A 14,653-nucleotide genomic window follows, 5' to 3' on the forward strand; every position below is an offset into this window, starting at 1 on the left:
TTCACCCACCATAGTTTTTAATACAATCATTAATATATAGACTAACTAATTAACCTATATGCGAATTAGTTTAACCTACAGCCTTCGCCATTTCAAGAGGTTTCCCTTAAAAATAGTGCTATCCATTGTATTATTCCACTGTTAAGATGCTTTTTTTTATGTGAATTTTAAAAACCTACTAGACAAAAAGATCAGTTTATGTAATATTAATATTATTATGAATACTTAATGTTTATATTAACTTTATAGTCAGGAGGACTGTATGACTAACAATTTAACAACGGAGTATATAAATCCGATTATTCCCCAACGCGCTGATCCATGGATTTACAAACATTCAGACGGCTATTATTACTTTACTGGATCAGTTCCTAGCTATGATTGCATTGAACTGCGTCGTGCTACCACGATTAGTGGTCTTGCAGAGGCAGTGCCTTTCGTATGCTGGCGCAAATATGATACGGGTCCCATGAGCGCGAATATTTGGGCTCCTGAAATTCATTACATCGATAACAAATGGTATATTTACTTCGCAGCAGCACGTACTGCTGAAACAAATGAAGGATTATTTGATCATCGTATGTTCGCATTAGAATGTGATGCAATCAATCCACTAGAAGGTCCTTGGATAGAAAAGGGACAAGTGACAACAAATTGGGAATCGTTTTCATTAGATGCTACTTCCTTTGAACATCGTGGTCAACGTTATTATGTATGGGCTCAAAAAGATGCTAAAATTCCAGGTAACTCTAATCTATATATAGCACCGATGATCAATCCTTGGACACTTTCAGCTAATCAAGTTCGTATTTCAATTCCTGAATATGAATGGGAAAAAATCGGCTACCTCGTTAATGAAGGTGCTGCTATATTGAAGCGTAATGGTAAAATATTTATGACTTATTCTGCTAGTGCAACTGACCATCATTATTGTATGGGCTTACTCTGGGCAGATGAAGATAGTAATTTACTTGATCCGCTATCATGGAATAAGTCACCTGCACCTATCTTTGGGACCAATGAAAAGTTGTCTATCTTCGGACCTGGGCATAATAGCTTCACAGTAGCAGAAGACGGCGTTACGGATTTGATCGTATATCATGCTCGTAATTACAAGGAGATTGTTGGCGACCCATTGTATGATCCTAACCGTCATACTTGCGTTCAACCTTTAACTTGGACACCGTCTGGTTTTCCAGATCTAGGTAGACCCGTTCAGAAATCTGCTCTTCCTCTTGAAGAGACTGATCTGGCTCTTTAATTAAATTAATCGTTACTAACCATTTGCACGCTATACAAAAAACGCATTCCCTTCCACTATACAGTGGGGTAGAATGCGTTTTTTTGTGTTTTCATCTATAAAAATCCATGTTCAAAAGTGAGCTTTTTGAACTACCTCTAATACGTATTAATTCGCTTTAGCAGCTTTAGTAGCCTCCGCTATTTCCGCTTCTGTTAGTCGGCGATCATAATAAAGCTTAAACACTAAGTCCTGATTATAGTTACCAAATCCGCTTCCGAACAGTGTTACGCCTCCTACATTTTCCGCATCTTCCAATACAGATATACGGAACTTCCACTGCTTCAGATCAAGATCAAGGCTAGATAATTTCACATCAGAAATTTTCATACCATCAATAAAGGTACCTTCTTCATTAATCTTCAGCATCTTCAGCAAACCATACTGATTAATTTCATCCCACCACCAGTCAGGTGTATAGCGACCACGTTGCTTGTCACCACCGAAATCCCCAGGACTTGTCCATTTTCCAATATCTACGCCATTCAACGTAAATGTAATATCTGACGGCCAGTTTTCGTTAGCAAACGGTGCTTCCGATGAAATTTCCATTGATATTTCTAACTCAAGGGGATTTTCATTTTTATTCAAATAATTGGCTAGTCTGTATTCTACAAACCCTTGACCGAACCATAGTATTTTGGCGTTCACTCTTTCAGGCTCTAGAAAAGCACGTGGCTCATCAAACATACCTAATACTTTAACCGATGTCGCTAAGCCACAAGTTGGTGTTACTTCAAAGTCTGTATAATGACCTACAGATACTTCAGTTACATGACAATCGCGAAATACAGTTTCAACTTTAGGAGGGAATATGATTTCGATCGAGTCAGTAACCAGTGTACATACTTTTTTGGCTCCACCTTTACCTGGCTGCATAGAAGACTTAATAATACCTGCTCGCTCAAGCTTCTTAACATGCATCGTCATAATCGCACTACTAAGACCCATGGCGTCCGCAAGTTCTTTAATATTCATAGACTTAACTGCAAGTACTCGAATCATTTCGATTCGCACATTACTCGCTAATGCTTCATATACAGGTAATGAGTGTTGAGAAATATCTATTTTCATTAAATACCACCTTATAAATAATGTTTATATTAATAATATACATTGTTGTTAATCCAGTTGCAAATGTAATCGCATTCACTTTTATGTATACTATTACATTTTACTATAATTGTAATAGTATATGCTGTTTCTTGCTCTACTACTTAGCAGCGCCAAATTGGATCCATGCCTGTTGAATTTCTTCTATAACATTATCTTTTGATTTGTTTGCACCGATATAAGATTGCATAATTCCACCGAATTTTTGGTGGAATGTATCTAATGAATAGTTAACAGAAAGCTCACCTGATTGACCATCTTTCAAAATCTCTTCCATTTGTTTCATCATATCTAGATCAGGAAGTGGTGCATCTTGAATTGGCGGAATAACTTTCGCTACATCCGAGAACCAGCTTTTACCGTAGTCAGAAGTGTATAGCCAGTTAAAGAATTCAATTGTCTCTGCTACTACTGGAGAATCTTTGGAAATACGAAGTGCTGCGTCTGCACCTGTTGTAATCATTGCTTGTTCAGCCTTATCACTTACCGGGTAACCAGCAAAATGGTAAGCGAACTTACAACTAATATAATAATCGATGTGATGTGGGGCAGTACTACCTTCCATTATCGCATTTATGTTCTTACAAAAATATATAGTAAAAGGTGTAGTAGCAGGGGCAGTAAAAGGTTAATTTAGCTGTTCACACTAATCTAATCCTCTTCATTATCCGATAAATAGGATAAGCTACGTCGAGATGTTACGAAAAGTTTTAGCCTATGCTTTCGATGATACTTTTCATTCACGAGAAGTACATCAGGCAGTTAATGAAAAGTTTTAGGAGGTGATTTTATTGGATATTGCAGCAGCATCAACCGCTAATAGTCTTGCTAATGTGCAAGCTCAACTACAAGTTGGCTTGCTAAAAAAGTCTTTGAACCTTAGTAAAGACCTTACTTCGCAGCTATTCACTAAAGTGCTAGAAGGTAGCCTTGATCCTAATTTAGGTAAAAACTTAGACATTAGAGCTTAAGTTTTCATAAGAAAGAGCGACTCATAATGAGTCGCTCTTTCTTATTCGTATACATATGTATAGATGATTAAAGTTAACTGTATATCGCGTTATTTGTAGCTGTTAATGAGGTCCGGTATTACTGATGATTTTGATTGTTTTGATTGTTGTAGTCATTATTGTTGTAGTACATTTGTGGCTGAGCATTTTCCACATCTTTTACTGTGACAACTAAGCCCCCGAACTTCTTTGCTAAGCCGTTATAAACTAACGCAATTAGCATCGCAAACAGACCATATACCCAAATAAGAATAATAGGTAAAATAATATACGGAATACCTACTGCTAGTAATCCACGTTGACCAATTGCCGAAGCGATAATAGTAAAAAGAATGCCTACTAGCATCATAAATCCTAATGGAATAATAGAATAATAAATCGTTACCTTAAACGCAGATAACGGCGTTACATTGGTCACTTCAATTTTCTTCACATACTTCCCCCCTTTAACTGTTCATATTATCTTATGTTCATACCAGCGAAGATATCCTTAATTCAATATAAATATATACTCAAATTCAATTATATTACATATCAAGGAATATTGGAATGATGTCACTGCTACTTGTAAACACTAGCGCGGTATTCAAGATCAATAATATTATTGACTAGTTAATATAACTATGCTTTACTATACATATGAATATATGCTCATATGTTATTGGTCATTTAAGTGAAATTTTAGGAGGGATATATAATGACTACTAAAAACTCTGTACATAATGATACAAATCGTAGCTGCGACCACAAACATGGTCATGAACAGCAACATAACGACAATCACCATCATAAACATGACCATAAGCACGACCAGCATCATGGTCATGATCATAGCCACGGGCTGCACCATCATCATGGCGATATCGAAGGAAATCGTAAAGGGTTAATTATTGCTCTTATTATTACTTCAACTATTATGATTCTTGAGTTTTTCGGCGGCTTAATCACAAACAGCCTTGCTTTATTATCAGATAGCGGACATATGCTTAGTGACGCTAGCTCGCTATTATTGAGCTTAATCGCATTTGGGTTTGCTGCCAAAGCAGCTTCGCCCAAACGGACTTATGGATTTCATCGCTTTGAAATATTAGCAGCTTTATTGAATGGTGCCACTCTATTTCTTGTCGCCGGAATTATCATCGTAGAAGCATTCAAAAGGTTTGTTGAGCCACCAACCGTTGCTAGTGGTTCTATGATTCTCATCGCCTGTATTGGCTTATTAGCTAACTTGCTCTCAGCTTACTTTCTAATGAGAAAAGGCGATGTGAAAAATAACATTAATATGCGTAGTGCTTATCTCCATGTTATCGGTGATGCCCTTGGTTCTGTCGGTGCCATTGTTGCAGGGTTGATTATGTTAGCATTTAAATGGTATTATGCCGATCCAATCATTAGTGTTGTTGTTGCCCTACTTATTCTTCGTGGTGCTTGGGGAGTATTGAAGCAAACGGTTCATATATTAATGGAAGGTACACCATCGCATATCGATCAGCAGGAAGTGCTACATACATTGCAGAAGCTACCATATGTGCTAGAAGTACATGACCTGCATATATGGACGATAACTTCAAATTTTGATGCATTAAGCTGTCATATCGTGATTGAGGAGCATGCTGATCAACATGCTGTATTACAACAAGCACTAGCTCTAATTGCAAATAAATTCGCAATTGAGCACTCAACAATACAAATTGAAACACCTTCCTTTAATCATGAGCCGCTTAAAGTTTAGTTTGTAGTCACTATCTAACGTAGAAAAAAAGCTCTGATGTCGTAGTTATTATACTGCAACATCAGAGCTCATATTGGGATAATCTATGCTATTTTCAAATTCCAGTTGCTCATCATAATAATATATCTATCTAAATATCATGTTTTGGCACATTGCGAACGAAAAAAAATAACGATAATGTTATGCAGTTAGTAATGATAAGTATATTACCGTTTTTTCCATTTCATAGAACTAACCTCCTTCCGTAAAAAGCATAAATGGTTATCACATTATGATAACCATTTATGATAGAGATATAAACAAATTAAACTTTAGTCAGTAGAATAAGTAGTAAATGCTTCATTATACTCATATTTAGTTGTAGTATTTGGAGTTACACTAATGGAGATTTACCTCTAGGCGTCGTAAGTAGTACAACGTTTATAACGATACATCTCTTCCTCTAACCATTCTCCTAATTGGAAAATAGCATCTTCATTGCCGATGTTGCAAATAAGCTGCACACCAATTGGCATACCTGCTTCATCCGTACCGATTGGCATCGTAAGCGATGGAAGTCCCCATACATTGGCATAAGCGATATAAGGCATATATTGCTTGTATGATTTGCGAATCGAGAATATTTCACTGTACAACTTACCATGCTTTTGCGCTGCTTCATGGTAGACAGGAATAATGAGTATTTTATTGCTGAAATACTCAGCGATCTGCTGATCTCCTTCAGCAAACAGCTTGCGGATTTCTGCTAGTCGATCTTCCGATGGTTGAAACATTCGAGCACCTATTAACGCCCAAGAAAGATAAGGATGAAGGTCAGATTGGCGCGTTACCTTCTCTTTCACGAACTCCCATAAAGGATATTTCTTCGTACCATCTTCCGTTAATAATTTCACTACATGCTTGGCTCCATCTATACTCATTAATTCTTGCCAAATAAGCGCACAATCATCAAATAGTGGAGGCAACTCACTGTTTACTTTATAATCAGCCGCTAATTTGGCACGTAATTGCTCCATCAGTTGATCCGTTGTTTCATGTAGTGGAATATTGGGTTGCTTATAAGGCATTACAAGTTCATAAGCATCTAGATCAACGAATTTCCGCTTCCCAGCTGTTAAGATTTCATTCATAAGACGGGCATCACGTACTGATTTGCTCATCGCACCAATACCTAGCATACGATCCTGCTCCGGAATTGTCACATGGGGGAAATTACCGACAGCACTAACCTGCTTATCACCTGATTTGAAACCGACAATTCCATTGTTATGGCTCGGAAAGCGAATAGAACCACCAATATCTGCTCCTAATCCTACTGCTGCACCACCAAGAGCAATTAACGCACCTTCCCCACCGCTAGAACCACCGACCGAGCGCGAAAGATCCCAAGGATTATTCGTCCGACCATATAGCTTATTTTCTGTTTCCTGACAGAAACAAAGTGTAGGCGTATTCGTCTTACCGATGATGATCGCACCTTCTCGCTTCAACAAAGCTACTGCTTCAGCATCCTCGGGCTCGATATTATCTTTTCGATGGATCAGCCCTCCTGTCGTTGCCATTCCTGCAACATGGAAGCAGTCTTTAATACTAATCGGAACACCATGCAATCTACCTACTGCTTCATTATTTTTCAATTTTATATCTGCATCTATCGCTTCCTGCTTGGCAATATCATAGCGGTCAGCCGTTACAAAATTTACACTTTTGTTCGCTCTTTCAAGATGTTCGATATAAGCATTGGTAACTTCTAATGAGCTATACTGCCCAGTTTTAATTTTTTCTGCTAGTGCCGTTGCATCATCATCTAATATTTGTTTCATCACCATTCCCCCCAAAACCGTTGTGAGTTTTTACGAGTAAAAAGTTAATTCGAATATAGTCTTTATAAAGAGTAGTCCGCTATTACTAGTGTACGTGCCTAGTTGCTATATATTCTAATCATACTAAAACTCAACAGCGTTTGGAATATTAATTATTCTATTGGGCAACATATGCTAACAACTTAATAAACACTTACAATGGAGGGTTTTATGAACAAAATATTAATTGGGCTATCCTTGCTCATCGTAAGTTTGTGTATCAATACAACTGGCGTCAGTGCGAAGGGAAAAACAATAACTATATCTATCATTAATACCGATGGACTTAGTATCGGAACAGCAAGCCTTGTACAAGATGGTGACAATGTCAAAATTCACTTACAAGCTACACAATTAACTGCTGGTGTGCATGGCATCCATATACATGAAAATGGACAATGTGATCCGCCTGACTTTAAGACAGCAGGTTCACATTTCAACCCCATCAACCATCAGCATGGATTCAACAATCCCAATGGATTTCATAACGGTGATTTGCCTAATGTCGAAGTATCGAGTGATGGTACAATCGATGTGGAACTCATTACAAGTGTCGTTACACTTAAAAAAGGTGAAGCTAATTCATTGCTTAAGAAGAAAGGTACTTCACTTGTCATACATGCAGATGCTGATGACTATGTTACCGATCCAGCTGGTAATTCTGGAGCTCGCATTGCGTGTGGTGTTATTAGTAAATAAACAAAAAGGCAAGTTTCCAGTTTTTCTGGAAACCTGCCTTTTTTTATTGCTACTTTTGTCTGTTCATGAATTTTCCGATAATTCTTCTTATTTACATATTCATTCATAATCAAGCTATAGTACAATAATATTGTAGCTTCACCGCAACATAATACGAATGGAACAGCGATTAGTCATTATAGCTCAATCTATTATATGGAGGAAGACAATTGAAGAAGTATATATTAATTTTTATTTCACTATTATTTGTCGTTAGTATTTCAACAGCAGCATATAACTATTTTAAAGGCCACGACAAAGGTGTCGTCGTACTTATGTATCATGATTTTGGTTATAGTAAGGACCCGAAAATTATTAACGCTGAAGTATTTGAAGAGCATATGGCTGCATTAGCTGCTTCCAAGTATGATGTTATTTCGATGAAACAATATATTGATTATATGGAGGGCAATCTTGAACTAGACAAGAAATCTGTACTCATTACTTTTGATGATGGCTACGAGGACTATTACAGTATCGCATATCCTATATTGAAAAAATTCGAACTACCTGCTACTAACTTCATTATTGTGAAACATACCGATCAACCTAACGAGAAAACACTTCCCCATCTAACTTGGGATCAAATGCGTGAGATGCAACAGTACGGTCAAAGCTTCTACAGCCATACCTATAATCACCATCTTTATCTTGACCCTGGTACATATAAGCAGGCAGCATTAGTTAGTTTGAAAGAAGATGAGACCGAAGAAGAATATGTCAATCGTATAAAAAATGATCTCTCCATTGCGCATGAGCTACTCGTTAAGGAGTTAGGGGAACAGCCTAATATCGTAGCTTTCCCGTACGGACGCTACGATGATAAATTAATTGAGATAAGTAAAGAACTTGGCATTGAACACACCTTCAATATAAAGAAAGGTATTAATCAGTCCAAAGGGGCTAAGCAGACCGATACCGCAGTATACCATAGAGTGAACGCTGGCTTATCAAAATTTAGCGGCGAAGATTTATTAAAGCTTATTAAAAGACAGTAATGATTACAATCACAAATACTTTACAAAGACAATTAAAGAGCATAAGTACGGTAGACCGCACTTATGCTCTTTAATTGTCTTTGCAAACAGATACTTATTTCAAAGCATCGGCAGGAATATCTTCCTTCTGTATTACTTTCCATCCCTTCGTATATGCTCCCTTAGCAAGCACTCTCACATAGGTCTCTTGTTCTAATTCTTTGCTTGAAGAGAATGTAACCTTTTGCTTATCACCCTGCTTTGTGTAGCCAGACAGATTATATCTGTAGCGGTCATATTTCTTCTCGTATCCAGCTGGTTTAGTAATTTCTGCATACACATATTCCTCCGTATACAGTGGATTGAACTGATCAAATTCCCGTTTGAATGTCAAATACATGGCCGAACAAATAACTAGTACGATTAGCATAAAAACAACTGTTTTTTTCATGAAAATCCCCCTCCCATATTGTTTATTCAATTCATTCATATGAACTTAATTGTAGCTTAAGTTTACGCTTAAACTGCCGTCTTGTCGTACGTTTTAGGTGACATTTCGAATAGGAAGGTGACAACATTGTCATGTTAAACAAAAAAAATATAATGTTAACTAGGTTCCCAATAATGAGTATTAAGATTATAGATTTTCTCCATTTGAAGCGAAACCTAACTTTGTAACAGAATATGGAGATAATCTACTCACTTTTAATATTCCCCCTGTAATTATACTCCCTACTTTTACCTTAATTTCAGCAAAATACTTCCACACACGATGATTCAATTTTAATCTCATCACCAGAGTTTAATATAATTAAAAATTTAATTTTACTACAATCACTTTCAAGACTAACATTGTTCTCTAAACAATCATCTATTGAAGCTTCAAAAAAATAAAACCCACTTCCCCAAGGTTGTTGACAACTAATCGAAAAAAAAGATAGATCTTTAAACGTTAAATTTAACATACTACTCTTTTGGTTCGGTATATTTAGCATAGTAGAAATTAATACTGTTTGATTGCGATAATCACAGTTTATATCTAATAGTTCGGCATCATGTAAATCTAATTTTTCAAACTCATGCTTATTCTTTGAGTTAATAATCATTAACTAACTCATCTCCCTTTATTGTGATATAAAAGTTTTATTACTTTAACCTCACTAATAAATCTACCAATACTAGCAGAGTAGTATCACCTAGCTTAATCTCCAACTTTTATAAATTTTTCTTTTAACAAGCTATTTTTTAATTGGTTTGCTATGTTCCAATTTAAGAAGTCTAATTTTATATTTATCGAATAATTCGGTTTTTGATATTATTCCAGTAGTTTTACCTCTTCCGAATTTCGTTTCTATTATTGCATCAGGGAATACGGTATTATATTCGCTATTTCCACTAGCTAAGGTTTGTTTCCACTTTATATACCCCCAGTACCTTCACTTAAACCAATTCCATCGTATTTAACAATAACTGTATCCTCTACAATTATAATTGGACCATTCATCTCATACTCCAAGTAAAAAGGAAACTCTCCGTAAGTATATGTAGGTTTAGGAGGATTTTCTTCAAATAAGAGTCCTACATAGATTAGTAACCAAGGACCTACAGTAAATGCAAAAAGAAGAAGTATTATTATTGCTGGGATTAACATACCTCAACGGATTATTCAACATAGACGTATCCTAGTTAATAAACCTCGTGCTTTCGCTGTTAATTTTTAGTATATCATCCAACATGTTGTTCTGGAAGATTAGGCATCTGATAATTCGCTTGACGCTTCATTAGATAATAAATACCAATAAGTTTCCTTCGGTGTCTATGTAATATCACTGCCACGCCCTTCTAGGCAGTGCATGTATGTAGAATTATATTCCGTTTGACAGTAAATCACCATTAAGTATCTGCTGGAATTTAAGGAAAAATGATATCGATTATCCTCTTATTAACAATTCAGACATATGTATAATGTAAATTTAACAATGTAAGCGGTTGTGTAACAAAGCTGTCATACATCCTTGTGAAAAATTTCACATCATTTATGTAGTTGGAATTGGTACTATTTGAGTAAGAACAAAAACAAATTTCCAACTAGGAGCGTGAGAGAAATGGCGGTTAAGAATGAAGCGGTTAAGGACATTAAACAGAGTGCTGAAGGGTATATCCAGACTGTGATTGACAAATCTTTAAAGGCACAAGAGAAATTCATGGATATGAATCAAGAGCAAATTGACAACATTGTAAAGGCAATGGCTCTTGCAGGTCTCGACAAGCATATGTATCTTGCGAAGCTGGCTGTTGAAGAAACAGGACGAGGAATATACGAAGACAAAATCACTAAAAATATGTTTTCAACAGAATCTATTTACCACAGCATTAAATATGAAAAAACTGTAGGTGTTATCGAGGATAATCCGTATGAAAACTATCAGAAGATTGCAGAGCCTGTAGGGATCATAATGGGTATTACTCCAGTAACAAATCCAACATCTACTACGATGTTTAAGGCACTTATCTCAATTAAAACACGTAACCCGATTATTTTTGGATTCCATCCATCTGCACAAAATTGCAGTCGTGAAGCAGCGAAAATTTTACTTGAAGCAGCTGTGAAGAATGGTGCACCGGAAGACTGTATTCAATGGATCGAGCAGCCTTCTATGGATAAGACAAATGCACTTATGAATCATCCAGATGTTGCTTTAATTCTAGCCACAGGTGGATCTGCTATGGTAAGAGCGGCATATAGTTGCGGTAAACCGGCTCTTGGCGTAGGTCCTGGTAACGTACCTTGCTTCATTGAAAAGAGTGCAGACATTGATCAAGCTGTCACTGACCTAATTCTGTCTAAATCATTCGATAATGGTATGATTTGTGCATCTGAGCAAGCAGTTATTATTGAAGTACCAATTTATGATCAAGTGAAGAAGAAAATGATCGCTAATGGCTGTTACTTCCTTAATAAAGAAGAAACTGCAAAATTGACAGCTGGTGTTATGAATACAGAAAAATGTGCTGTTAACCCTGTTATTGTTGGTCAATCCGCAGTTAAAATCGCACAAATGGCTGGCATTGAGGTTCCAGAAGGCACTAAGATTCTAGTAGCAGAGCTTGAAGGTGTAGGCATGAACTATCCGTTGTCTGCAGAGAAGCTAAGTCCTGTACTTGCATGCTATAAAGTAAAAAATGCTGATCAAGGTATTGAACGTGCTGCCGAAGTCGTAGCCTTTAACGGCATGGGTCACTCTTCAGTTATTCATTCTCACAATGAAGAGGTTATCCAGAAGTTCTCTTACCGTCTGCAAACAGGACGTATTATTGTGAACTCACCGTCTTCACATGGTGCTATTGGTGATATATATAACACGAACCTACCATCACTAACACTAGGCTGTGGATCTTATGGTCGTAACTCTACTTCTTCAAACGTAACAGCAGTGAACTTAATTAACGTAAAAAGGGTGGCACATCGTACTGTGAATATGCAATGGTTCAAGGTTCCAAACAAAATCTACTTTGAAAAGGGCTCAACGCAGTACCTATCAAAAATGCCGGATATTAGCCGTGTAGCTATTATCACTGACCCTATGATGGTAAAACTAGGTTATGTGGAAAGAGTAGAGCATTACCTTCGTCAACGTCAGATACCAGTAGTAATAGAAGTGTTTTCTGAGGTAGAACCAGATCCATCTACAACTACTGTAGATCGTGGTACAGAGATGATGAATCGATTCCAACCAGACTGTATCATTGCCCTGGGCGGTGGATCTCCAATGGATGCTGCCAAAGCAATGTGGCTGTTCTACGAGTATCCGGATACTAATTTTGAAGGTCTAAAACAAAAGTTCATGGATATTCGCAAACGGATTTACAAATACCCGCGTCTAGGTAGAAAAGCTAAATTTGTTGCGATCCCAACGACATCAGGTACTGGTTCTGAGGTAACATCTTTCGCGGTTATTACGGATAAAAATCTTGGCAACACGAAGTATCCTTTGGCTGACTACGAATTGACACCAGACATAGCGATTGTTGATCCTGAATTCGTATACTCTCTGCCTAAGGTAGCAGTAGCGGACACCGGTATGGACGTTCTGACACATGCTATTGAAGCCTATGTATCTGTCATGGCAAATGACTACACAGATGGTCTTGCGATTAAGGCAATCCAACTCGTCTTCAAGTATCTTGAAAAATCAGCACTCGAGGGTGATCCGGTTGCTCGTGAGAAGATGCACAATGCTTCTACGATTGCTGGTATGGCATTTGCGAACGCATTCCTTGGAATTAACCACAGCCTTGCACACAAATGGGGCGGACAATATCATACTGCACATGGAAGAACAAATGCTATCCTTATGCCTCACGTTATCCGTTACAATGCGAAAAAACCAACCAAATTTGCTTCATTCCCGAAATATTCGCACTTCGTAGCAGATGAGCGTTATGCTGAACTTGCACAGATTCTTGGTTTACCTGCTCGTACGACTGAAGAAGGTGTAAACAGCTTAATAAATGCTATCCGCAAACTCAACAGTGTGCTTGGTATTGAAGAATCGTTCCAGCAATTAGGCTTTGACGCTAAGGACTTCGAAGCTCACGTGGATTACTTGGCAGACCGTGCATTTGAAGATCAATGTACAACTGCGAACCCGAAATTACCACTTGTTACTGAATTAGCAGAGGTTTACCGCGACGCCTTCTACGGTCGCTTCTAACTAGCTTCAACTAAAAGTAAAAGGATGAAATCCAACACGGATTTCATCCTTTTACTCGTTTTTAAAGTCGATCCAATAATTAGCATTAACGGATTTGTAAATTGCTCCGTGATTCAACGGAAAAAATCCTTCGGGCCAAACTGTCAAATCATTAAAGAGAGCCCCTTTAAGGTTAGATTTCCCCAATGCTTCACAGTTAAGAATAGTACCAAATAACAATGCCCCCTGAAAATCGGCATCACTCACATTTGCATTAGTAAAATCTGCATTAATCAAGCTTGCATCTTTAAATGAAGCATATAAACAAGTTGTATTGATTAGTTTTGCATCATTTAAAATGGCATTATTCAATGTACACATAATTAACGATGCCTCGGTAAGATCTGCTTTCAAAAGATTTGCACTACTAAGATCAGCATTTCGCAAATTTGCTTTGCGAAGACTCGATCTCATTAGTTGATAATTGTTTAAAATAGCTCTGTGCAGATTGTATTCATCCAAATTTGCTTCAATAAGTGAATCTGCATTCACCATGATTGGATCATCACTTACTAGAGTGTGTATTTTTATCATTCCTGTTTACTCCTTTACCTATTTTCCAAATTTAAGCAACATAACGATGTTAACCATTGTTCAATTCAGAATAAGTCTGACTTAGAATTAATTATTCTTTTGGCTTCTTTTTCTCGTACGTAAATATGATACTTAATTTCTGGAAACGGAGAGTCATTAGTAGTGATTAATTTATAAATATTCATATCAGATGTTGGCTCTAATTTGCTGAAAATTCTATCTAAGCTCAATCCCCCTATATCTTATGTTGGCAGATCTAATGGAATGTAAATATCCTTTTTACTTTCAGTATCTTTTAATTAGAGTCTAGAGTAACTTTTTTTTTGGAATAGATTAACCAATTGTATAGAATATTCAAATTTTCTATCAACTGTAAACTGATTTAAATCTTGCTCAGAAAAGACTTGAAAATAGTCATACTTTCATTTTTCACAACAATGATTAAGTATATTGAGACAGTTAACAGAAGGGTTGAAGGAATTACTAAACAGAAAAACAAAACAGTTGTAACCAAATCTATTTCTCTATTGAAATTGGAAGTTGTTCCTAATACAAACCAAATAAGTGACATTAAATTGATGATGCTCGATGCTATCAGATAGTACTTTTTTTTGTTATCCTGTTCAATATAGT

Annotated in this window: 12 protein-coding genes and 1 pseudogene; 6 read left to right on the top strand and 7 right to left on the bottom strand. The window is 36.8% G+C overall.

Annotation, left to right across the window (positions count from 1 at the left end; all coding sequences use genetic code 11):
- The first annotated feature begins 262 nt into the window (after positions 1-262).
- Entirely contained in the window at positions 263-1,261 is a 999-nt protein-coding gene (locus tag AC1TO5_RS09880) for a glycoside hydrolase family 43 protein (protein WP_482062642.1), read from the top strand.
- A 147-nt stretch (positions 1,262-1,408) separates the two neighbouring features.
- Here the strand turns inward: AC1TO5_RS09880 and AC1TO5_RS09885 are convergent, their stop codons facing one another.
- Together AC1TO5_RS09885 and AC1TO5_RS09890 are read right to left on the bottom strand one after the other, a co-directional pair.
- A complete protein-coding gene (locus AC1TO5_RS09885; protein ID WP_482062643.1) occupies positions 1,409-2,374 on the bottom strand; it encodes an ArsR/SmtB family transcription factor in 966 nt (321 codons plus the stop codon).
- A 139-nt stretch (positions 2,375-2,513) separates the two neighbouring features.
- Positions 2,514-2,909, bottom strand: a pseudogene (locus AC1TO5_RS09890) (sugar ABC transporter substrate-binding protein); the annotation flags it as partial.
- A 295-nt stretch (positions 2,910-3,204) separates the two neighbouring features.
- Between AC1TO5_RS09890 and AC1TO5_RS09895 the strand changes: the two are divergent.
- Positions 3,205-3,384, top strand: a complete 180-nt coding sequence (locus tag AC1TO5_RS09895; protein ID WP_482062644.1) for a YjfB family protein — start codon at positions 3,205-3,207, stop codon at positions 3,382-3,384.
- A 118-nt stretch (positions 3,385-3,502) separates the two neighbouring features.
- On the opposite strand, the gene AC1TO5_RS09900 is transcribed toward AC1TO5_RS09895, so the two are convergent.
- Positions 3,503-3,856, bottom strand: coding sequence for a hypothetical protein (locus AC1TO5_RS09900; protein ID WP_482062645.1), 354 nt, complete (start codon positions 3,854-3,856; stop codon positions 3,503-3,505).
- A gap of 264 nt (positions 3,857-4,120) precedes the next feature.
- Here AC1TO5_RS09900 and AC1TO5_RS09905 point away from each other — a divergent pair, with 264 nt between their 5' ends.
- Positions 4,121-5,155: a cation diffusion facilitator family transporter gene (locus AC1TO5_RS09905; protein ID WP_482062646.1), complete on the top strand. Its 1,035-nt coding sequence runs from the start codon at positions 4,121-4,123 to the stop codon at positions 5,153-5,155.
- 395 nt (positions 5,156-5,550) lie between these two features.
- On the opposite strand, the gene AC1TO5_RS09910 is transcribed toward AC1TO5_RS09905, so the two are convergent.
- Entirely contained in the window at positions 5,551-6,978 is a 1,428-nt protein-coding gene (locus AC1TO5_RS09910) for an amidase (RefSeq protein ID WP_482062647.1), read from the bottom strand.
- Positions 6,979-7,188: 210 nt separating this feature from the next.
- On the opposite strand from AC1TO5_RS09910, the gene AC1TO5_RS09915 reads away from it, so the two are divergent.
- Positions 7,189-7,716: a superoxide dismutase family protein gene (locus AC1TO5_RS09915; RefSeq protein ID WP_482062648.1), complete on the top strand. Its 528-nt coding sequence runs from the start codon at positions 7,189-7,191 to the stop codon at positions 7,714-7,716.
- Between the two features lie 209 nt (positions 7,717-7,925).
- Complete coding sequence (locus AC1TO5_RS09920) at positions 7,926-8,753, top strand: polysaccharide deacetylase family protein (protein ID WP_482062649.1); 828 nt, start codon at positions 7,926-7,928, stop codon at positions 8,751-8,753.
- A 94-nt stretch (positions 8,754-8,847) separates the two neighbouring features.
- On the opposite strand, the gene AC1TO5_RS09925 is transcribed toward AC1TO5_RS09920, so the two are convergent.
- Positions 8,848-9,183 carry a YxeA family protein gene (locus tag AC1TO5_RS09925; protein ID WP_482062650.1) on the bottom strand — a complete coding sequence of 112 codons (336 nt, stop codon included), beginning with the start codon at positions 9,181-9,183 and terminating at the stop codon, positions 8,848-8,850.
- Between the two features lie 298 nt (positions 9,184-9,481).
- Positions 9,482-9,838, bottom strand: coding sequence for a hypothetical protein (locus AC1TO5_RS09930; protein WP_482062651.1), 357 nt, complete (start codon positions 9,836-9,838; stop codon positions 9,482-9,484).
- 999 nt (positions 9,839-10,837) lie between these two features.
- Between AC1TO5_RS09930 and adhE the strand changes: the two genes are divergently transcribed.
- Entirely contained in the window at positions 10,838-13,447 is a 2,610-nt protein-coding gene (gene adhE, locus AC1TO5_RS09935) for a bifunctional acetaldehyde-CoA/alcohol dehydrogenase (protein ID WP_482062652.1), read from the top strand.
- A 51-nt stretch (positions 13,448-13,498) separates the two neighbouring features.
- On the opposite strand, the gene AC1TO5_RS09940 is transcribed toward adhE, so the two are convergent.
- Positions 13,499-14,020, bottom strand: a complete 522-nt coding sequence (locus tag AC1TO5_RS09940; RefSeq protein WP_482062653.1) for a pentapeptide repeat-containing protein — start codon at positions 14,018-14,020, stop codon at positions 13,499-13,501.
- Between the last annotated feature and the right edge of the window lie 633 nt (positions 14,021-14,653).

The sequence above is a fragment of the Paenibacillus sp. Y930 genome (genome assembly GCF_056786375.1).

Bases quoted from the DNA above. Each gene is read 5' to 3' on its own strand.
- AC1TO5_RS09880 (WP_482062642.1), top strand. From the start codon at position 263: ATGACTAACAATTTAACAACGGAGTATATAAATCCGATTATTCCCCAA.
- AC1TO5_RS09885 (WP_482062643.1), bottom strand. From the start codon at position 2,374: ATGAAAATAGATATTTCTCAACACTCATTACCTGTATATGAAGCATTA.
- AC1TO5_RS09905 (WP_482062646.1), top strand. From the start codon at position 4,121: ATGACTACTAAAAACTCTGTACATAATGATACAAATCGTAGCTGCGAC.
- AC1TO5_RS09910 (WP_482062647.1), bottom strand. From the start codon at position 6,978: ATGAAACAAATATTAGATGATGATGCAACGGCACTAGCAGAAAAAATT.
- AC1TO5_RS09915 (WP_482062648.1), top strand. From the start codon at position 7,189: ATGAACAAAATATTAATTGGGCTATCCTTGCTCATCGTAAGTTTGTGT.
- AC1TO5_RS09925 (WP_482062650.1), bottom strand. From the start codon at position 9,183: ATGAAAAAAACAGTTGTTTTTATGCTAATCGTACTAGTTATTTGTTCG.
- AC1TO5_RS09930 (WP_482062651.1), bottom strand. From the start codon at position 9,838: ATGATTATTAACTCAAAGAATAAGCATGAGTTTGAAAAATTAGATTTA.
- adhE (WP_482062652.1), top strand. From the start codon at position 10,838: ATGGCGGTTAAGAATGAAGCGGTTAAGGACATTAAACAGAGTGCTGAA.
- AC1TO5_RS09940 (WP_482062653.1), bottom strand. From the start codon at position 14,020: ATGATAAAAATACACACTCTAGTAAGTGATGATCCAATCATGGTGAAT.